The sequence below is a fragment of the Radiobacillus deserti genome (assembly GCF_007301515.1).
In the GTDB taxonomy this organism is placed as follows: Bacteria; Bacillota; Bacilli; order Bacillales; family Amphibacillaceae; genus Radiobacillus; species Radiobacillus deserti.
Genome location: NZ_CP041666.1, coordinates 2176798 through 2196670, shown reverse-complemented (window position 1 = coordinate 2196670; position 19873 = coordinate 2176798). Strand labels below are relative to the sequence as shown.

The following is a 19873-nucleotide window of genomic DNA, read 5'->3' as shown; positions in this document are numbered from 1 at the left end:
AAGGTATGCATTACAAATGCGATGCAAAAGCTTGGTGTAAAGGGGCGCTCACAAGCTGTAGTGGAACTTCTTCGTATGGGAGAACTTAAACTATAGTCAAAAAAAAAACCGACTTTCAATTTACGAAAGTCGGTTTTTTTTTTATGAAGATATAATGAAAATCAAAATTATGGATTGTGCATCTGCTAATTTACTTCCTTCTAAATAGAGACTTCTTTTAGGCATTCCGATGAATCATATACATAATGAGCATCTGCAAGAACAATAGGTCCATTTGGATGCTGTGTGTGTTCATTGTATTTTAACTAGAAAATACAAGGGGGATAATTATTAGAAAATCAGCTATTTTTATAATCGTCATCTTCCTATTTAGTTTTTCTACTTCTAATAGTCTGGAAGAATAGAAGGTTGAATCAGAGATTAAAGAAATGAGCATAAAATTTGATGGTGGAGATGAAAGTCAACTATTTAATTGAGGTATCAACGAAAGGGCGAGAAACTGAAAGCGTGGCAATTAGACCGAAAAGTGAATTATTAATAACGATAGATAGAAAAGAAGAGGAGATCGAATTATATACTAATGTTAAGTACACTATTAGCGTATTCAAAAGTAAGGTAAAAACTATGAATGAATTTGTAGCTAGAAGAATGGATGCAGGTATAACAGGACCTATCTTAAAAACGATTGGTTTTAAGCCACATAAAGAAGCAACCAGTATAAAAATTAAACTATACAATACCGATTTTCTTCAGATAGGTCGTTTTTTGTTTTGAAAAAGAAAAATAGGTGGAAATCTATAGTTGTATTAAAGATAATTTCACTAAACTACATTTTTACGGATAAAAAGTTGTTTGAGGTACGTCTATATGTATGAAGGAGGTGCAATAATGTGCTAAACATAACAGAAGGTGACAATGAATGCTACATTTCAAAAGAAGAACGTATTAATGAGTTAATGGATTTATACGCATCAGACTTAAAAAGAATTGCTTACCTATACGTTAACGATAGGGTTCAATGTGAAGATATTGTGCAAGAAGTATTCATTTCTTGCTATAAAAATCTAAACAAGTTTCGTATGGAATCAAGTTATAAAACTTGGTTAATTCGGATCACAGTCAACAAGTGCAAGGATTTTAAAAGAAAGTGGAGTATAAGGAATATCGTATATCGGCCATTTGTAGATCCGGAAAAAAATAAGGCAGAACAGGGAAAAACACCGAGTGAATATTTAGAAGAAAAAGAAGACTCAGAGGCGATAATAAATGTGATTCGTAGTCTTTCTCCAAAATATCAAGATGTTCTAATCCTATTCTATTATTATGATTTAACTTTAAAGGAGATAAGTATTATTACAAAAGTTAAATTTAATACGGTGAAATCACGAATCACTCGAGGACGAGAGCTATTAAAAGGTGAATTAGAGAGGAGGGGGTATAAGTATGGATAACTTTGATAAAAAAATAAAAGAGAATCTGCAAGAATACATGAACAAGAATATTAATTTCTCTTCAGAAGAAAAGGAAAATGTGAATGAATATATAACCAAAGAGCAAAATTCTAAGCGCTATTTTATGGCTGTTTTCTCTTCATTAGTAGTTGCAGGTGCATGCTTGTTCATTCTTACTAGCCCTATGTGGTATCCTTCCGAAGATATTACTCGTAACGTTAACTCGCTTAAAGACTCACAAAAGAATCCTATTCATAAGGAAGAGCCAACTGATGTAATAGAAGAGAGTGAAAAAAATCAAACGGACGAAAAGGAAAATAGTAAAGAAAATCAAGAGACAGATATAGTAGATAAACCGAAGAATGAAAAAGATACTGTAGTAAAAAATGTTGTAGATGACAAAGTTTTTATTGATCTGGTTGAACAGTACAACAATATGTACAATTTGGTTGGAAATCAGATAAAAGATTATGATAACGGAGGTAACGAATTTAAGACATTTACCAAAAAGGAAGATGTTTATTCATTATTGTCCAGTTTTATGACACTAAAAGCAGCGGAAGAAGAATGGGATTCATCTTTGGAAGTGAAAAATGGGAAATTATTTCTAATTCCTATGGATGGTAGTCCATCTTTTAATCTAGATGCAGAATTTTCTATTAGTAAGATTACAGAAACAGAATATGAAATGACTCAGGAAACGGATAATGTCTATACATCAGGTAAAATAATTATTACATTTATATTAAAGAATAATAGGTGGCTAATTAATGATATTTCTTATTAGTTTAAAAACTATGTTATACCTCCCTCCTATTCAATTAGTTAGTGTACCTTAAAAGTACAAAAACTTTTTGTGTTGACTCAGAAACATTACTTATTAACCATGCTAATTACTAAAAAACTGACTATCGAAATAAAGTCAGTTTTTTAGTTACTTTATAATACTTTTTTGTGAGGTTCCGAATTATGGTTTTAAAAAATACAATAAATGGAGGGTGTATTCCTTATATGAAACAATTATATGGATTTCAGCCTGATTTGGTGGTACTCTCTCTGTAGAGCATGTCCCTATAGGGGGATGATTTTCAGGGAGGTCCTATTTTTGGAGAATGTAAAAATCGATAAGATTTCTAATATAGAAAAAGAGTTAAGATACATTGCAGGAATCATAAAACAACAGGGAAGAAAAATATTAAACCACTACCCGATTACGATGCCCCAATTTATTGCCTTGCAATGGCTGTCAGAAGAAGGGGACTTGACCACAGGGGAATTATCGAATAAGATTCATTTAGCCTTTAGTACGACAACAGATTTAGTCGATCGAATGGAGAAAAATGGGGTTGTCAAAAGGATTAAGGATCAAAATGATAAGCGAGTTGTAAGAATACACATTTTAGAAAAAGGTGAGTCTATTATTCAAGAGGTAATAGAAAAACGCCGACACTATTTAGGAACTGTGTTAGAAAATGTAACAGACCAAGAAGTGGATGCGCTAGATCACTTATTGAGGCTCTTACATGCGCAAATGAAATACGTCGAAGAGGAATCAACATCAGGAGAGTAGAGGGGATTAGATTGACAAATCAACCGATAGGGGTCATAGATTCAGGGGTTGGTGGCCTAACTGTTGCAAGTGAACTGATGAGACAACTACCGAAAGAGAGATTAATATACGTTGGGGATACATTGAGATGTCCATATGGTCCAAGACCGAAAGAAGAAGTGATAGCATACACCTGGGAACTGGTTCACTTTCTCTTGAAAAGAAATATTAAAATGCTTGTGGTTGCTTGTAATACTGCTACCGCATTTACACTAGAGGATCTCAAAAGTAAATTGGATATCCCTGTGGTGGGCGTTATTCAGCCAGGTGCGCGTTCTGCTATAAAAGTGACGAAAAATAATAAAATTGGTGTTATCGGCACAGAGGGTACCATTCACAGTAGAGCTTATCCGGATGCGCTTCATCATATTAACTCAACTATTGAAGTATATGACTTAGCGTGTCCAGACTTTGTACCTATGGTAGAAAGTGGTGTATTATCTGGTTCCCACGCAATGCAGGTAGTAGAGGGATCCTTAAAGCCTTTGAAAAATCATTTTGAAATAGACACACTTATCCTTGGTTGCACGCATTATCCTCTTTTACGGGATGCGATACAAACCGTGATGGGTGAACACGTGACAATTATTTCTTCAGGTGAGGAGACAGCTCGTGAAGTTAGTACGATTTTGGGCTATCAAAAGAAGTTATTTCAAGGGAATCGAAAGCCGAGGCACGAATTCTATACGACTGGCAAAATAGAAGTATTTCAAAATATAGCGCGTGACTGGTTACAAACGGATATGAATCAAGTTCGACGGGTCGAGCTAGAAGAAGTAGTAAATTATTTATAAAGCATAATCGCATAAAAGCGATTATGCTTTTATTTTTTTCTGGAAACCTAACATATTTTTAAAAGGTACAAACTATACATTAAGTAGATTCGAGACAGACCATGCTTCTTACAAAATAATTGCAATTGCTTGGTCTAATTTTATAAAAAGCTCGTATATATAGTAGTACAAACCATCGTAGGAGGGAAAAGCATGAAGAAGCTTACAATTTATACTAGTGTTTTTACTTTTTCTTTAATATTGTTATCAGGGTGCGGACTATTAAAAGGGGAACAATCGTTAGAAGAAATGGATAAGCCACCAGAAGAGGCAACTTATACAAATGACTTGAAAGACGCTGCTTCGTCTGGTGAAGGAGAAGAAGGAGCGGAAGCAGAACAAGATGCCGAAGCAACAAAAGAAACGGTAGAAAGACAATTATATCTATTAGATGCGAACGGAATGGTCGTTCCCCAAACCGTTGCAATTCCAAAGGCAGAATCAAAAGCAGTTGCCTCTCAAGTTCTAGAATACTTAGTTAAAGATGGACCTGTAACAGAACTTCTACCGAGTGGTTTCCAAGCAGTATTACCGGCGGGCACTCAAATTCTAGGTCTTGACTTAAAAGAAAATGGAACTTTGGTTGTCGATGTATCTAAAGAATTTGAAAATTATGAGCCAGAAAATGAAGAAGAAATTCTTCAAGCGATGACTTATACGTTAACGCAATTTGAGAATGTGGAAAAAGTTCAATTATGGATTAATGGATATGAACAAGAAGTGATGCCGGTAAATGGGACACCAATTTCTAATGGTGTGTCTAGAGCGAACGGCATTAATATTTTGGAGGGACACTCTGTTGACCTAATGAACAGTGAAGCAGTTACGCTTTACTATCCAACACAGCAAGATGGTAAATTTTACCATGTACCAATTACGCAACACATTGAAGTGGAAAAAGACAATGTGTATCAATCTATCGTAGAAACATTAGTAAACGGACCGGAACTAGGCACAAATCTTTTAAACGTATTTAATGATGGAACGTCCTTAACGGCAAAACCTACTTATAAAGACGGCGTTTTAACGCTAAACTTTAATGAGAATGTATTGAACAGTGTTGAGCAAGCATCCATTTCCGACAAAGTAATGGAAACGTTAGTTCTAACTCTAACGGACCAACCAGGAGTGGAAGCGGTGGATGTGAAAGTGGACAATGTAGATCAAGTATTTAATGAAAGTGGCGAAGCATATTCCGAGCCAGTAACACGTAGCATGTTCGTACCTACAGGAAAACTATAATTAGTAGGAAAGCGGGTCCTTGGACCCGTTTTTTTGTGTGTAAAAAACAAAATAATCTTGTCTTAGTCGCATGAACTTCATCCTGTTGGTAAAAATATGTTAGGATTATATGGTGCAAGGTATGTGGAAAGATGTACAGTATGAAGAGGAGTGACAAGATGAGAATTAATGAAAGAAAAACGAATCAACTACGTCCCGTACATATAGAAACAGAATATATTATTCATCCAGAAGGCTCTGTCCTTATTTCGGTTGGGGATACGAAGGTTATTTGTAATGCAAGTATTGAAGATCGAGTTCCTCCCTTTATGCGTGGGGAAGGAAAAGGATGGGTTACTGCGGAGTATGCCATGCTACCGAGGGCAACTGGTACGCGTAATATTCGTGAGTCCTCGAAAGGAAAGGTCTCTGGTAGGACGATGGAAATCCAACGGTTAATTGGAAGAGCACTACGAGCAGTAGTCGATTTAGAAAAAATTGGCGAGCGTACAGTTTGGATTGATTGTGATGTTATTCAAGCGGATGGTGGTACTAGAACAGCCTCCATAACGGGCGCTTTCGTTGCGATGGTTTTAGCATTTGGAAAATTAATGGATAGTGGCGTTATGAAGGAAATGCCCATCCATGATTATTTAGCTGCTATTTCGGTTGGGGTACTTCCAGATGGAACGGAAATTTTGGACTTACAATATGAGGAAGATTCCCAAGCACATGTCGATATGAATATTGTGATGACTGGTAACGGGGAATTTGTAGAGGTACAAGGAACTGGAGAGGAAGCGACATTTTCAATGAGTCAATTACAAACGATGTTCGGCTTAGCCGAGCAAGGCATTAAAGAGTTAATTACCATTCAAAAAGAAGCAATTGGAAAATGGGCAGAGGTTATTCAATCAACTAAGTCAGGGGAATAAAGATGGAGAAACTACTAATCGCTACAAAAAATAAGGGGAAAGTAAAAGATTTCAAAGGGCTTTTTTCAAGATATGGAATTGAAGTGTATTCCTTACTAGACCTGGAAGATGAGATTCCAGATGTAGAGGAAACAGGTTCCACTTTTGAAGAAAATGCTGCTTTAAAAGCAGAAACCATTGCTGGACTTTTTCAAATGCCGGTACTTGCCGATGATTCTGGCTTGGAAGTGGCGGCATTAGATGGAAGACCAGGGATTTATTCGGCTCGTTATGCAGGGGAAGAAAAAAGTGATCAAGCCAATATAGAAAAAGTATTGCAAGAATTGCAAGAGGTCCCTGATGAACAAAGGACGGCACAATTTGTCTGTGTTTTAGCACTTGCGCAGCCAGGGAAAGACACGATGTTTAAACGCGGTACTTGTAAGGGAACGATTATTAGAAACCCGAGGGGAAACAATGGATTTGGTTATGATCCAGTTTTTGTCCCTTCAGGGTATGAGGAGACAATGGCTCAACTACAGCCAGAGGATAAAAACAAAATTAGCCATCGACATCACGCGCTCGTTCAGCTAGAAGCATGGTTAAAAGAAAGGACGAAATAATCGATGACGAAAGTATTGATTATGAGTGATAGTCACGGCTTGCGAGACGAGTTAACAATCCTTAAACAAAGGCATGAACAGGATGTAGATGTGTTCATTCATTGTGGAGACTCAGAGCTACAAAGTGATGCATCAGAACTTTCCACTTTTATAAAGGTAGCAGGGAACTGTGATATGGATCCACGCTATCCAAAAGAGGAAGTAGTGGATATTGATGACTTTACCTTTTTAGTTGTACACGGGCATTTGCATCAGGTGAAAGCTTCCTTGATGCCACTTTCTTATCGTGCTCAAGAGCATCACGCCCAAATTGCTTGCTTTGGGCACACGCATATTGCGGGTGCGGAGAAAGTAGGAGACATTTTATTTATAAACCCGGGCAGTATTTTGTTGCCAAGGGGAAGAATGGAAAAAACATACGCGATAGCAAGCTGGGAACATTCTAAATCCGTTCGAGTGGCGTTTTATACGTTGGATGGAGAAGTGTTAGAGGATATGGAGTATGAAGTTTCAATGAATGGATAATAAAGCTGAGTCGGAAGGCTCAGCTTTTTGGTTAACAAACCTCATTAAACTATTTTTTAGTATTTTGGTCCTTCATTTCTTTTAATAAAGAAATGACCCTTTCATTCTGATCTATTAGTGTGTCATTTTGCTGTCTAATTTTCGTTAGGTCGTATAAAAACACTATTAAAATGATGATGACAAATACAATCAGTTCCATTCACTCCCTTACCACGATACAATACCAATAAAAATAGAGACGCCAACGCATATTGTTATTCTGCGTTGACATCTCCTATTATCTGTTAAAATCCTGTCATTCAGGAAAATATAGTTATGTAATGGCGTCCCAGGAGAGATTCGAACTCCCGACCCACAGCTTAGAAGGCTGTTGCTCTATCCAGCTGAGCTACTGGGACATAGTAATGAACATAAATATGGAGCGGGTGAAGGGAATCGAACCCTCGACATCAGCTTGGAAGGCTGAGGTTTTACCACTAAACTACACCCGCACACTGTAAGTGCTGAAATTTATGAAGTTTGTCTTTTTGAAGACAAGTTTCATTATATTAGTTATAAAAACGATTGTCAACCATCTTGTGAAAATTTTCGTGAGAAGTTTTGTGGCTTCTCGAAAAACGAACATTCCTTTATTATACACTAATATATTTGTTATAATTCACCTTGCTCCCTAAAATCCAAATTTTTCATAATTGGTGTGTTTGAACCGCCGGAATTAGGGTATGTTTATACTAATTTGATAAATGGGTGGGTTATATGAAAAATCGTGATAATGTAATCTTGTTTCCAGGGTTGCAAAAAAGGTTAGAGGATGAAAGTTTAGAAGCGCTTAAAGAAAAACGGTATGAGGACGCGCTGGAGACTTTCAATGCACTAATAGAAAACGAAGTCGACTCACATGAGGTGCATATGGGAAAGTTGATTTGTCTCATGGAGTTAGGTAACTATCTGGAAGTGGAAGAAGTATGCCGAAGGTTAATGGCAAAAGAAGATTCGTATTACTATGATTACATACATATTTATTTAACTTGTTTATTTCAAACAAGTCAGTATCGTGATTTAATGGAGGAATTGGATCTCGTCTTTGAACGAGAGGATATTCCTTCTATATATAAGAATCAGTTTTGGCAGCTATATGAGATTAGTAAAAAATTATTGGAAGATAAGGAAAAACAAGAAATAATTCATTTTATGGAAGAATTCAAGCGAGCAAAAAAACAACAGGATACGACAAAACAATGGTCACTTGTCATGATGTGTCATGATTTAGAGCTTAATGAAAACTTACCATTCATTCGATCATTACTTATTGATGAGGCTATTCACCCTGTGGTGAAAACGGCATTATTAGAATGGCTAAGAAAACAAGATATAGATGCTAGGGTGGAAATAACTAAATTTGAACAGTTGGAGAGCATGAAACCTAATCAATTATTACCGATGATGGACACCCCGCTGACGAAGGAAATCCTAGCTGCTTTAAGCGAGGTAGAGCAAAATAATCCATCCCAATACGAACTTATTAAACGAGTTCTAAAAAGATATCTTTATGTGCTCTATCCATTTTTGCCAAGCCAAGATTCTATCTCTATTATTGCAGAAGCACTTGTACATATAGGAAAACAATATATTGGCGACATACCTTCTGATGAAACGGACCAATCTGTTAGAAACCAAATTCAACAAATTCTTCAATTAGAAGCCTTATATTTATCTATCATCGAGGAATAAAGCGAACTGGATAACCGAACAGCTGAACATCTTGCCCTAAATTGTTGAAAGGTAAACGTATTATGTTATAATAAAGAGGTTGCAAATTTTCGAATCACATAGAATGTACACGAAAAATAATCTGCAAAACTATACTTAATGAAATATAGATGTTGGAGGGAACTAAACATGACAGCTAAATGGGAAAAACAAGAAGGTAATGAAGGAGTACTAACCTTTGAAGTGTCCGCGGATAAATTTGAAGAGGGTTTAGATACAGCCTTTAAAAAAGTGTCAAAAGATGTACAAATTCCAGGATTCCGTAAAGGAAAAATCCCACGTAAAATTTTCGAACAACGTTTCGGTGTGGAATCTCTTTATCAAGATGCAATTGATGCTGTTTTACCAGAAGCGTATTCTAATGCCATCGACGAAACTGGTATTGAACCAGTAGACCAACCATCTGTAGATATTGAAAATATCGAAAGAGGTCAAAACTTAGTATTCACGGCTACGGTTACAGTAAAACCGGAAGTGAAGCTAGGAGATTATAAAGGACTTGAAGTAGAAGAACAAGATACGAATGTAACCGATGAAGATGTAGAGCAAGAAGTAAAACAACTTCAAGAGCGTAATGCAGAGCTAGTTGTAAAAGAAGAAGGTCAAGTAGAAGATGGCGATACAGTCGTTATCGACTTCGAAGGGTTCATGGATGGAGAAGCATTTGAAGGTGGAAAAGCGGAAAATCATTCTCTAGAAATTGGTTCAGGATCTTTCATTCCAGGTTTTGAGGAACAATTAGTTGGCAAAAAATCTGGAGAAGAAACAGAGATTAGCGTAACATTCCCTGAAGAATACCATGCTGAGGAAATGGCTGGAAAGGATGCTACGTTTAAAGTGAAAATTCATGAAATCAAAGCGAAAGAATTACCTGAGCTTGATGACGAATTTGCCAAAGACGTAGACGAAGAAGTAGAATCATTAGATGCATTAAAAGATAAAATTAGAAAACGTTTGGAAGAAGAGAAAGCAAACCAAGCGGACACTGAGAAACGTGAGAGCTTAATTAATCAAGCTTCTGACAATGCAGAAGTAGAAATTCCAGATGCAATGGTTGAAACAGAACTTAATCGTATGCTTCAAGAGTTCGAGCAACGATTACAAATGCAAGGAATGACACTTGATATGTACTTCCAATTCTCTGGTACAGATCAAGAGGCATTGAAAGAACAAATGAAAGAGGATGCAGCGAAACGAGTTAAAACAAACTTAACACTCGAAGCAATTGCTGCTCAAGAAGATATCCAAGTGAATGAGGAAGATGTTAACGAAGAGTTAAAATCCATGGCTTCTATGTATCAAGTAGATTCAGATCAACTTGTACAAATGCTTGGTGGAAACACGGATGCCATTAAGGAAGACTTGAAGTTCAAGAAAGCAATTGACTTCCTAGTTGAAAATAGCAAAACAAAGTAAGATAACAGACAAGGCACGATATTCATCGTGTCTTGTTTTCTCTCATTAATAAGCATCTTGTTTCGAGAATTAGATAAAGAAAAAGAAAAAACATGGAAAGTATTTTTTTTCTTTGTTCAGACATATACTATAGACACATATCGTTTGACATGAAATGTTTGGTTATACATAATAGGGTTTACATTCTTTAGCAGTACGTCTTACGGTTAAAGGAAGCAAAGGGGTTTTTAGAAAAGTATGAGACTAACTTGATTATAAGAATACCGTTATACTCTTAAAGTATTTTACTTTAGAATAATATCTTAATCTGATATTATGAGCTAAAGACGGTAAACTTGTAGAGCAAGTATTGCTTTATGGATATAGATATTTTTAACTCGAGGGGTGAATTGGATGTACAAATTTAACGAAGAAAAAGGGCAGTTAAAGTGCTCTTTCTGTGGAAAAAGCCAAGATCAGGTTCGAAAGTTAGTTGCAGGACCTGGTGTTTATATTTGTGACGAATGTATTGAACTCTGTACAGAGATTGTGGAAGAGGAATTAGGAAATGAAGAGGAAGTAGAATTCAAAGAAATTCCAAAGCCTCAAGAGATTTGCGAGATACTTGATGATTACGTAATCGGCCAAGAAAAAGCGAAGAAAAACCTCTCTGTAGCAGTATATAACCACTATAAACGTATTAATGCCGGAAAAGGTACAGATGATGTAGAGCTTTCCAAAAGTAACATTGCCATGATTGGACCGACAGGGAGTGGTAAAACGTTATTAGCTCAAACATTGGCTAGAATCCTGAATGTACCATTTGCTATTGCTGATGCTACTTCTCTTACAGAAGCGGGTTATGTAGGGGAAGATGTAGAGAACATCTTATTAAAATTAATTCAAGCTGCAGATTATGATGTGGAGAAAGCGGAAAAAGGGATCATCTACATCGATGAAATTGACAAAGTAGCTAGAAAGTCTGAAAATCCATCTATTACGAGAGATGTTTCTGGTGAAGGGGTTCAGCAAGCACTACTGAAAATTCTAGAGGGTACGGTTGCGAGTGTTCCACCTCAAGGTGGTAGAAAGCACCCTCATCAAGAATTTATTCAAATCGATACGACAAATGTGCTGTTTATTTGTGGTGGAGCATTTGATGGAATTGATCAAATTATCAAGCGACGTCTTGGTAAAAAAGTAATTGGATTTGGTGCTGATGATGTGAATCAAGATATGGATAAAGGAGAACTTTTATCGAAAGTACTACCAGAAGATTTACTACGCTTCGGTCTTATTCCAGAGTTTATCGGAAGACTTCCGGTAATTGGAAGCCTTGAGCCACTTGATGAAGAAGCGCTCGTGGAAATTCTTACAAAACCGAAAAATGCACTAGTAAAACAATATCAAAAGCTGTTCACAATTGATAACGTTGAGCTAGAGTTTGAAGATGAAGCACTTGTAGAAATAGCGAAAAAAGCTATTGAAAGAAAAACTGGTGCTCGTGGGCTTCGTTCTATTATCGAAGGAATTATGCTGGATGTTATGTTCGAACTTCCTTCCCGTGACGATATTGAGAAATGTATTATTACAAAGGACACCGTATTGCTTGAGAATGGTCGTCCAAAGCTAGTGCTTCGTGACGGAACCGTTCAAGATGAAAATAAAGAGACACCGAAAGAAAGTGCATAAATTTGTATCACGGAATCCCTTGTGAAGAACCACAAGGGATTTTTTGCGGTTGCTGGATTGGAGGATTATTAGTTTCGTTATATTCATTCGTTTATCATAATGAAGTTGGGAGATACTGACAAGTAAGACTGTTATGTGGAGGTACAACATGAATCTTGTTAGTATTGTCGTGGTAATTCAACTTTTTTTTGGAATCGTAATCGGACTTTACTTTTGGAATTTGCTACGTAGCCAGCGTACAAATAAAGTATCGATTGAAAAGGAATCAAGTAAAGAAAGAGAAAAATTAAGAGCAATGAAGTCTATTTCCTTAACGGTTCCATTATCAGAAAAGATTAGACCGACTAAGCTTGAGGATATTATTGGGCAAGAAGATGGTATCCGTGCGCTGAGAGCCGCATTATGTGGAAAAAACCCACAGCATGTGATTATCTATGGTCCTCCTGGAATTGGGAAGACCGCAGCAGCAAGGCTCGTACTTAATGAGGCGAAGCAGAAAGCAGATAGCCCGTTTCGAGGAACGTCTCCATTTGTAGAGTTGGATGCTACAACTGCTCGTTTTGATGAACGAGGTGTGGCAGATCCTTTAATTGGCTCGGTTCATGACCCTATCTATCAAGGGGCAGGAGCGATGGGCCAGGCTGGTGTACCACAGCCAAAGAAAGGGGCGGTTTCCAATGCACATGGCGGTGTGCTATTTATTGATGAAATTGGAGAGTTACACCCTATTCAAATGAATAAACTGCTTAAGGTGTTAGAGGATCGTAAAGTGCACTTTGAAAGTGCCTATTATAGTGAAGAGAATAAAAATATTCCGTACCATATCCATGACATGTTTACGAATGGCTTGCCAGCCGATTTTCGCTTAATTGGGGCTACTACAAGGATGCCGGAAGAGATACCTGCAGCCATTCGATCCCGTTGTTTAGAAATTTATTTTCGTGATTTAGAAATAGAAGAAATAAAAGAGATCGCACAGAGAGCGAGTAACAAGCTGCAATGCCAAATTGAGATTGAAGCCCTTGATACATTGTCCATATATGCTAGAAATGGTCGGGAGGCAATTAACCTTATTCAAATTGCTTCTAGTTTTACGACTCCTTCCGATCCGGTTATTAAACAAGCGGATATGGAGTGGGTGATTGAAGCAAGTAGACTAACTCCTAATATGAAACCTATAATGAAGGAAAGAACTCGTATTGGAAGTATATATGGACTGGCTGTGCAAGGTCCAAGTAGTGGTCTAGTACTGGATATCGAGACGAAGGCGTTGCCATCCGAGACAGGTGGAAGTATAAAAATTACTGGTATTGCTGAGGAAGAGCAGCTCGGAAATCAATCGAAGTCTATTCGACGAAAGAGTATGGCCAAAGGATCAAGTGAAAATGTGTTGACCTTCCTTCGTTCGATTGGAACACCTACCCATCAATATGATATCCATGTGAACTTTTCTGGTGGAATTCCTGTTGATGGACCTTCAGCTGGACTTGCCATCGCTTTATCCATTTATTCCGTAATTAATAGAGTACCAATTCGTTATGATACTGCATTTACAGGGGAAATAAGCTTGTATGGAGATATTAATCCAGTTGGTGGGGTTTTAACGAAAATCAAAGCAGCCAAGCAAGCAGGAGCAAAGCAAGTCATTATTCCGGTTGATAATATGCAAAAGGTGTTCGAGCAAATTACAGGTATAAAGATTATACCTGTTTCTACTTTCGAAGAAGCATTACCATATGCACTTTGGACAAAAGGTACGTATGATCGGACGAATAAGTTACAATTGGATAATCGAAAAGCGGATTCCGTGTGAATCATTACGTTTTACAAAAAAACCTCTTTTCTTTACACTTTAATAGAACTCGTGTAAAAAAGAAATCATAGAAGTGTTGGTTAGAGCCATACTAATGTATGGATTTCGTGTTCAGTTAATGGAGGTGCCAAAGATGTCAGAAACGAATAAAACACAACTTCCCCTCCTTCCTTTAAGAGGATTATTAGTCTTTCCATCCATGGTTTTACATTTAGATGTTGGTAGGGATAAATCTGTTCATGCATTGGAAAAAGCAATGATGGACGATCATCATATATTTCTAGCAGCTCAAAAAGAAAGTAGTGTTGATGAACCGGGAGTACAGGACATATATCGAATCGGTACAATGGCAAAAGTAAAACAGATGCTGAAATTGCCTAATGGGACTATTCGAGTACTTGTAGAAGGAATTTCACGTGGAGAAATTGTACAATTCATTGAGGAAGAAGATCAATTTGTTGTTGAAGTGCAAGAATTTAAGGACGTACACGGGGATGAAAATGAAGAAAAAGCACTGATGCGATCTTTATTAGAGCAATTTGAACAGTACATAAAAATCTCAAAGAAAATAAGTCAAGAGACGCTTGCTACTGTTTTAGATATTGAAGAACCTGGTCGATTAGCAGATATTATTACTTCTCATCTCACCTTGAAAGTAAAGGATAAACAAGAGTTGTTGGAGATGGAAGATATAAAAGAGCGTCTACAGCATCTGATTAAGCTTATTTCTAATGAAAAAGAAGTACTCAATTTAGAAAAGAAAATAGGGCAACGTGTCAAAAAATCCATGGAAAAAACGCAAAAAGAGTACTATTTGCGTGAACAAATGAAAGCCATCCAAAAAGAGCTTGGAGATAAAGATGGGAAGTCTGGAGAGGTTGGTCAATTATTAGAGCGAATTGAAAAAGCCGACATGCCAGAACGAATCGAAAAAGTGGCGAAAAAGGAATTAGATCGCTATGAAAAAATCCCACAAAGCTCTGCAGAAAGCTCTGTAATCCGAAACTATTTGGATTGGTTAATATCTCTTCCGTGGACGAAGCAAACAGAGGACAACTTAGATATTAACCATGCTGAAAAAATACTAGATGAAGACCATTACGGACTTGAAAAAGTGAAGGAACGAGTTTTAGAGTACTTAGCTGTACAGAAGTTGACGAATTCTATTAAAGGACCAATTTTATGTTTAGCTGGTCCTCCAGGCGTAGGGAAAACGTCGCTAGCTCGTTCCATTGCAAAAGCGATTAATCGGAATTTTGTTCGTATTTCCTTAGGTGGTGTTCGGGATGAAGCGGAAATCCGTGGTCATCGTAGAACATACGTAGGAGCTATGCCTGGACGTATTATCCAAGGAATGAAAAAGGCAGAAACCGTTAATCCAATCTTTTTATTAGATGAAATTGATAAAATGGCTAGTGATTTTAGAGGCGATCCTTCTTCGGCTATGCTTGAAGTATTAGATCCGGAGCAAAATAGTAATTTTAGTGATCATTTTATTGAGGAAACGTATGATTTATCCAAAGTCATGTTTATCGCAACTGCTAACAACTTAGGATCGATACCTGGTCCATTATTAGACCGAATGGAGATTATTTCGATTGCAGGTTATACAGAAGTGGAAAAACTTCATATCGCCAATGAGCATTTGCTTCCAAAACAAATAAAAGAAAATGGATTAACGAAGGGCCAAATTCAAGTAAAAGAAGAAGCCATGCTTAAACTCATTCGGACTTACACACGTGAAGCAGGAGTTCGTAGTCTTGAGCGTCAACTTGCATCTTTATGTCGAAAAGCGGCTAAGCTAATAGTTTCCGAAGACAAGAAGCGTGTAGTCATCACAGAAAAACAGCTTGAGACATTGCTTGGAAAACCTCGTTTCCGCTACGGGAGAATGGAAGAAGAGGATCAAGTTGGAGCAGCAACAGGTCTTGCATACACAACTGCTGGCGGTGACACGTTGTCCATTGAGGTTTCGTTATATCCTGGAAAAGGAAAGTTAACGTTGACAGGAAAGCTTGGGGAAGTGATGCGTGAAAGTGCGCAAGCAGCGTTTAGTTATATTCGGTCTCGAGCAGAAGAATTGGGTATTCCTACCGATTTTCACGAAAAGAACGATATTCATATTCACGTCCCAGAGGGTGCCACACCGAAGGATGGTCCTTCTGCAGGCATAACCATTGCAACAGCACTTGTATCCGCTCTAACGGGTCGTCCTGTTAAGAAAGAGGTTGGAATGACTGGTGAGATTACGTTACGCGGAAGAGTGCTACCTATCGGTGGGTTGAAAGAAAAATCATTAAGTGCCCATCGTGCAGGGTTGACAACTATTCTAATGCCAGCAGATAATGAAAAGGATTTAGAAGATATTCCGGATAGTGTTCGAGAAGGTTTAACCTTTATACCGGTAAGTCATTTAGATCAAGTATTAGAGCACGCATTAGCGGGGGAGAAGAATGAAAGTAACTAGTGCCGAGATTGTAATTAGTGCTGTTTCCAAAAAACAGTATCCTGGTGATTTCTTATCGGAAATCGCCTTAGCTGGGCGTTCGAATGTAGGGAAATCTTCCTTTATAAACAAGATGATTAACCGGAAGAGTTTAGCTCGAACATCTTCAAAGCCTGGAAAAACACAAACGTTGAACTTTTACAAAATTAATGAACAGTTTTATTTTGTAGATGTTCCCGGTTATGGCTATGCGAAGGTTTCCAAAAAGGAAAGAGAAGCATGGGGTAGAATGATTGAAGAATACTTCATGCAACGAGAGAATTTAAAGGCAGCAGTTCTAGTAGTGGACATGCGCCATGAACCGACTGTAGATGATCAGCACATGTATGAGTTTTTAAGTTATTATGAGGTTCCAATTGTAGTCATTGCTACGAAGCTAGACAAAATTGGAAAAAGTAAACGAGCGGCTCACTTGAAGAAAATTAAGCAAACCTTGCAGTTATCCAATGAGGATATTGTCATTCCGTTCTCCTCTGAAACAGGAGAAGGAAAAGAAGAAGCTTGGAGAGTGTTACAACAATTTCTTTAAGAATTCAAAGAAAGAGTACTCACGTGTGAGTACTCTTTCTTCATGTAATGGAGTAGTATTTTACTTTTTCCGGAATACTATATATACTCCGATCGCGATTAAGGTTAACGGCCAGAAGGTTTCAAAGATGTGAAAGATTTGATTAATCCATGAGAACCAAGCTGGTGTATTTCTAGAGAAGATGGCGAATAATCCAAGTGCTACTAAAAGAATCCCAGGAAGTAATCCGGATTTAGTTTTGGCATACCTCAATAAAAAAGCAGTGCCTATAATAATTAAATACATCCCCCAATGATTGATCCAAAAGGGATAATGAGCAATCGCGAATGAATGAATTCCAATCCCTAAAAGGATGACACCTGGTAGGATGTTCGAGTAATCTCTTGCACTATAACTATGAATGAGGAATGCGATCCCTAAAATCATTAATAACGTTGGCCATGAGTAAAAATCCGTTAATAAAGGTAGCTTTAGTTGTCTAAGTAGGAAGTAGACTCCAATTCCAATCAGAATATAGGCAGTGAATAAATGTTGCTTTTTCAAGGCGTTTCCTCCATTAAATTATAATAATTATTATCTAGTATTCATTTCTTGATTATATATATATTTCTTATGGTAAAGTACATACGAGCTATATTTTGAACGTCATGGAACCATTCCATCGTATCATAATTGTTTCAAAATCTGTTCACATTTTAATCAAATATAGGAAATTAGACATGTTATAATAAATGTTGATGATTTTTTTAGAAATTTGGGGGTAGATGAGTGTGCATATACTAGCAATTGGCATTAATTATAGAACAGCACCTGTGGAAGTTAGAGAGAGATTAACCTTTCCAGAGCATGATCTAGCGACGGCTATGCAATCCCTCAACAATCAAAAAAGTATATTAGAAAATGTGATTATTTCTACATGTAACCGTACGGAAATTTATGCAGTTGTGGATCAATTGCATACTGGCCGTTATTATATAAAACAATTTTTATCGGATTGGTTTCATATTGAAAAAGAAACCTTCACCTCACATTTGGAAGTGTACGAAAGTGAAGGTGCTATGCAGCATTTGTTCCGTGTTGTGTGTGGATTGGACTCTATGGTTGTTGGGGAAACGCAAATTCTAGGTCAAATGAAGCAATCCTTCTTGTTAGCACAAGAGGTAGGTACAACGGGAACCATTTACAATCAATTATTTAAACAAGCAATCACGCTAGCTAAACGTGTTCATAGAGAAACTTCTATCGGAGAAAATGCAGTATCTGTAAGCTATGCTGCTGTAGAATTAGCAAAAAAAATCTTTGGAGAATTGTCTCAAAAGCACGTAGTTATTTTAGGTGCAGGTAAGATGGGAGAGTTGGCTGCTAAAAATCTTCAAGGATCTGGTGTAGGAGAAATCACCGTTGTCAACCGGTCTATGGAGAAGGCAACAAACTTGGCCAACCAATTTAGCGGTTCTGCAGTACCGATAGATGAGCTTGGTAATACGTTAACTGATGCTGATATTTTAATCAGTTCTACTGGTGCAAAGGATTATGTAGTAACAAAGGAACTATTGCAACCTGCTTATAAAAAAAGAAAAGGGAAGCCTTTGTTTCTTGTTGATATTGCGGTACCAAGAGACATTCATCCTGATCTAGGTGAACTGGAAAATGTTTTCCTATATGATATTGATGATTTGCAAGGTGTTGTCGAAGAAAATTTAGAAGCTAGAAAGCAGATTTCAGAATCAATTGAGCTAATGATTGAAGAAGAAATTGTCTTATTCAATGAGTGGCTGCAAACGCTTGGCGTTGTTCCTGTTATTTCAGCACTCCGCGCAAAAGCGCATGCGATACAAACAGAAACAATGAGCAGTATTGAACGTAAAATGCCAAATCTCACGGATCGTGAGAAAAAGGTGTTAAGCAAACATACAAAAAGTATTGTCAATCAACTATTGAAACAGCCGATTCTTCAAGCAAAGGAATATGCATCGCAGCCAAATGCCGAGCAATCCCTTGCGATGTTTATGGAGATTTTTGGGATTGAAGAACTCGTAGAAGAACAAATCGTAAAACAAATCGAGACCAAACAAAAGGTGGTGACCCTTCCGAAGAAGGAAGAGTCTCTCTTAAAAGAAATACCGACGCTGTAATCGGGAAGGATACTCCGTATGCTAACGGTTAAATGGCTTTATGAACTTATCGTCGTTATATATGGATTAAGTGTTATTGGCTATTTTATGGATTTTGTACAACCTAACCAAAAGGTGAATCGAGTAGCCTTTTGGTTACTTAGTATGGTTTGGATTTCTCAAACCATTTTTTTGTTGCTTCAGGTTTTAAATCGGGACCATTTTCCTGTCTTGAATGTTTATGATGGGTTATACTTTTATGCGTGGGTTCTTGTAACCTTTTCCTTACTATTAAATAAGTTTTTTAAAGTAGACTTTATTGTTTTTTTTACAAATCTAATAGGATTTTTTGTGATGATGCTTCATATTTCAGCAACTGCGCAAACCCATGAATCAGCCAACATTACGCAGCTTGTTGGGGAGCTTTTAGTTGCACACATTTCCTTAGCTATTTTGTCCTATGGATTCTTTACATTATCGTTCATTCTGTCCGCTATGTATTTAGTACAGTATCGATTATTGAAAGAAAAAAGAGGGTATAAATGGTTAATGAGATTATCTAACTTAGGAACATTGGATACGCTATCGTTTCGATCAATCTTTATAGGTGTACCAAGTCTACTTATCTCCATTGTGTTAGGAGTCGTTTGGGCTTATTCATCGAATGCAGAGTTTTATTGGTATGACACAAAAACGATAGGGTCTTTAATCGTTCTTCTTGTTTACATGGCTTATCTGTTTTTACGAGTTGTTAAAAACTATCAAGGACGAACCATAGCTTTATTTAATGTTGCAGCATTTTTATGTTTATTAATTAATTTCTTATTATTTAGTTCATTATCAAGCTTTCATTTCTAATAGGAAAGGGAGGAAGAGCA

19 protein-coding genes, 2 tRNA genes and 1 pseudogene are annotated in these 19873 nt (G+C 37.1%); 18 read left to right on the top strand and 4 right to left on the bottom strand.

Features of this window, described 5'->3' with window-relative positions; genetic code table 11:
• Window positions 1-9 precede the first annotated feature (9 nt).
• The 10 genes and pseudogenes from FN924_RS11680 to FN924_RS11635 all read left to right on the top strand — a co-directional run.
• Window positions 10-96, top strand: a pseudogene (locus FN924_RS11680) (helix-turn-helix transcriptional regulator); the annotation flags it as partial.
• 357 nt (window positions 97-453) lie between these two features.
• A complete protein-coding gene (locus FN924_RS11675) occupies window positions 454-774 on the top strand; it encodes a hypothetical protein (protein WP_143894675.1) in 321 nt (106 codons plus the stop codon).
• Between the two features lie 116 nt (window positions 775-890).
• Window positions 891-1451 (top strand): sigma-70 family RNA polymerase sigma factor, encoded by a 561-nt coding sequence (locus tag FN924_RS11670; protein WP_143894673.1) that lies wholly within the window; start codon window positions 891-893, stop codon window positions 1449-1451.
• Window positions 1444-2238, top strand: coding sequence for a hypothetical protein (locus FN924_RS11665; RefSeq protein WP_143894671.1), 795 nt, complete (start codon window positions 1444-1446; stop codon window positions 2236-2238). Before FN924_RS11670 ends, FN924_RS11665 begins: the two co-directional genes overlap by 8 nt.
• A 294-nt stretch (window positions 2239-2532) precedes the next feature.
• On the top strand, window positions 2533-3021 hold the full coding sequence (locus tag FN924_RS11660) for a MarR family winged helix-turn-helix transcriptional regulator (protein ID WP_143894668.1): 489 nt from the start codon (window positions 2533-2535) through the stop codon (window positions 3019-3021).
• 11 nt (window positions 3022-3032) lie between these two features.
• On the top strand, window positions 3033-3854 hold the full coding sequence (gene racE / locus FN924_RS11655; protein WP_143894666.1) for a glutamate racemase: 822 nt from the start codon (window positions 3033-3035) through the stop codon (window positions 3852-3854).
• A gap of 192 nt (window positions 3855-4046) precedes the next feature.
• The gene (locus FN924_RS11650; RefSeq protein WP_143894664.1) at window positions 4047-5135 is read left to right on the top strand and encodes a GerMN domain-containing protein; all 1089 of its coding nucleotides are present in this window, start codon (window positions 4047-4049) and stop codon (window positions 5133-5135) included.
• A gap of 158 nt (window positions 5136-5293) precedes the next feature.
• Complete coding sequence (gene rph, locus FN924_RS11645) at window positions 5294-6049, top strand: ribonuclease PH (RefSeq protein WP_143894662.1); 756 nt, start codon at window positions 5294-5296, stop codon at window positions 6047-6049.
• A 2-nt stretch (window positions 6050-6051) separates the two neighbouring features.
• Window positions 6052-6651: an XTP/dITP diphosphatase gene (locus FN924_RS11640; RefSeq protein WP_143894660.1), complete on the top strand. Its 600-nt coding sequence runs from the start codon at window positions 6052-6054 to the stop codon at window positions 6649-6651.
• Between the two features lie 3 nt (window positions 6652-6654).
• Complete coding sequence (locus FN924_RS11635) at window positions 6655-7176, top strand: metallophosphoesterase (RefSeq protein ID WP_143894658.1); 522 nt, start codon at window positions 6655-6657, stop codon at window positions 7174-7176.
• 49 nt (window positions 7177-7225) lie between these two features.
• Here FN924_RS11635 and FN924_RS19115 read toward each other — a convergent pair whose 3' ends face one another.
• The 3 genes from FN924_RS19115 to FN924_RS11625 all read right to left on the bottom strand — a co-directional run bounded on the left by FN924_RS19115 (window position 7226) and on the right by FN924_RS11625 (window position 7667).
• A complete protein-coding gene (locus tag FN924_RS19115; RefSeq protein ID WP_194709654.1) occupies window positions 7226-7375 on the bottom strand; it encodes a hypothetical protein in 150 nt (49 codons plus the stop codon).
• Between the two features lie 122 nt (window positions 7376-7497).
• Window positions 7498-7574, bottom strand: a tRNA-Arg gene (locus tag FN924_RS11630).
• A gap of 19 nt (window positions 7575-7593) precedes the next feature.
• Window positions 7594-7667 (bottom strand) — tRNA-Gly (locus tag FN924_RS11625).
• A 265-nt stretch (window positions 7668-7932) separates the two neighbouring features.
• Between FN924_RS11625 and FN924_RS11620 the strand changes: the two genes are divergently transcribed.
• The 6 genes from FN924_RS11620 to yihA all read left to right on the top strand — a co-directional run bounded on the left by FN924_RS11620 (window position 7933) and on the right by yihA (window position 16881).
• The gene (locus tag FN924_RS11620) at window positions 7933-8907 is read left to right on the top strand and encodes a tetratricopeptide repeat protein (protein ID WP_143894656.1); all 975 of its coding nucleotides are present in this window, start codon (window positions 7933-7935) and stop codon (window positions 8905-8907) included.
• A 168-nt stretch (window positions 8908-9075) separates the two neighbouring features.
• Window positions 9076-10362 (top strand): trigger factor, encoded by a 1287-nt coding sequence (gene tig / locus FN924_RS11615; protein ID WP_143894655.1) that lies wholly within the window; start codon window positions 9076-9078, stop codon window positions 10360-10362.
• Window positions 10363-10755: 393 nt separating this feature from the next.
• Window positions 10756-12033, top strand: a complete 1278-nt coding sequence (gene clpX, locus FN924_RS11610) for an ATP-dependent protease ATP-binding subunit ClpX (RefSeq protein WP_143894653.1) — start codon at window positions 10756-10758, stop codon at window positions 12031-12033.
• Window positions 12034-12181: 148 nt separating this feature from the next.
• Window positions 12182-13846, top strand: a complete 1665-nt coding sequence (gene lonB / locus FN924_RS11605; RefSeq protein WP_143894652.1) for an ATP-dependent protease LonB — start codon at window positions 12182-12184, stop codon at window positions 13844-13846.
• Between the two features lie 133 nt (window positions 13847-13979).
• Window positions 13980-16313 carry an endopeptidase La gene (gene lon, locus FN924_RS11600; RefSeq protein WP_143894650.1) on the top strand — a complete coding sequence of 778 codons (2334 nt, stop codon included), beginning with the start codon at window positions 13980-13982 and terminating at the stop codon, window positions 16311-16313.
• Window positions 16300-16881 carry a ribosome biogenesis GTP-binding protein YihA/YsxC gene (gene yihA / locus FN924_RS11595; RefSeq protein ID WP_143894648.1) on the top strand — a complete coding sequence of 194 codons (582 nt, stop codon included), beginning with the start codon at window positions 16300-16302 and terminating at the stop codon, window positions 16879-16881. Before lon ends, yihA begins: the two co-directional genes overlap by 14 nt.
• A 60-nt stretch (window positions 16882-16941) precedes the next feature.
• Here yihA and FN924_RS11590 read toward each other — a convergent pair whose 3' ends face one another.
• The gene (locus tag FN924_RS11590; protein ID WP_143894646.1) at window positions 16942-17424 is read right to left on the bottom strand and encodes a LiaI-LiaF-like domain-containing protein; all 483 of its coding nucleotides are present in this window, start codon (window positions 17422-17424) and stop codon (window positions 16942-16944) included.
• Between the two features lie 227 nt (window positions 17425-17651).
• Between FN924_RS11590 and hemA the strand changes: the two genes are divergently transcribed.
• Window positions 17652-19016 (top strand): glutamyl-tRNA reductase, encoded by a 1365-nt coding sequence (hemA, locus tag FN924_RS11585; RefSeq protein WP_143894644.1) that lies wholly within the window; start codon window positions 17652-17654, stop codon window positions 19014-19016.
• Window positions 19017-19034: 18 nt separating this feature from the next.
• On the top strand, window positions 19035-19853 hold the full coding sequence (locus FN924_RS11580; RefSeq protein WP_143894642.1) for a cytochrome C assembly family protein: 819 nt from the start codon (window positions 19035-19037) through the stop codon (window positions 19851-19853).
• The last annotated feature ends 20 nt before the right edge of the window (window positions 19854-19873 follow it).

Bases quoted from the DNA above. Each gene is read 5' to 3' on its own strand.
- FN924_RS19115 (WP_194709654.1), bottom strand. From the start codon at position 7,375: ATGGAACTGATTGTATTTGTCATCATCATTTTAATAGTGTTTTTATAC.
- FN924_RS11580 (WP_143894642.1), top strand. From the start codon at position 19,035: ATGCTAACGGTTAAATGGCTTTATGAACTTATCGTCGTTATATATGGA.
- tig (WP_143894655.1), top strand. From the start codon at position 9,076: ATGACAGCTAAATGGGAAAAACAAGAAGGTAATGAAGGAGTACTAACC.
- lon (WP_143894650.1), top strand. From the start codon at position 13,980: ATGTCAGAAACGAATAAAACACAACTTCCCCTCCTTCCTTTAAGAGGA.
- FN924_RS11660 (WP_143894668.1), top strand. From the start codon at position 2,533: ATGATTTTCAGGGAGGTCCTATTTTTGGAGAATGTAAAAATCGATAAG.
- lonB (WP_143894652.1), top strand. From the start codon at position 12,182: ATGAATCTTGTTAGTATTGTCGTGGTAATTCAACTTTTTTTTGGAATC.
- rph (WP_143894662.1), top strand. From the start codon at position 5,294: ATGAGAATTAATGAAAGAAAAACGAATCAACTACGTCCCGTACATATA.
- FN924_RS11635 (WP_143894658.1), top strand. From the start codon at position 6,655: ATGACGAAAGTATTGATTATGAGTGATAGTCACGGCTTGCGAGACGAG.
- FN924_RS11650 (WP_143894664.1), top strand. From the start codon at position 4,047: ATGAAGAAGCTTACAATTTATACTAGTGTTTTTACTTTTTCTTTAATA.
- clpX (WP_143894653.1), top strand. From the start codon at position 10,756: ATGTACAAATTTAACGAAGAAAAAGGGCAGTTAAAGTGCTCTTTCTGT.
- FN924_RS11620 (WP_143894656.1), top strand. From the start codon at position 7,933: ATGAAAAATCGTGATAATGTAATCTTGTTTCCAGGGTTGCAAAAAAGG.
- FN924_RS11675 (WP_143894675.1), top strand. From the start codon at position 454: ATGAAAGTCAACTATTTAATTGAGGTATCAACGAAAGGGCGAGAAACT.
- FN924_RS11665 (WP_143894671.1), top strand. From the start codon at position 1,444: ATGGATAACTTTGATAAAAAAATAAAAGAGAATCTGCAAGAATACATG.
- yihA (WP_143894648.1), top strand. From the start codon at position 16,300: ATGAAAGTAACTAGTGCCGAGATTGTAATTAGTGCTGTTTCCAAAAAA.
- FN924_RS11640 (WP_143894660.1), top strand. From the start codon at position 6,052: ATGGAGAAACTACTAATCGCTACAAAAAATAAGGGGAAAGTAAAAGAT.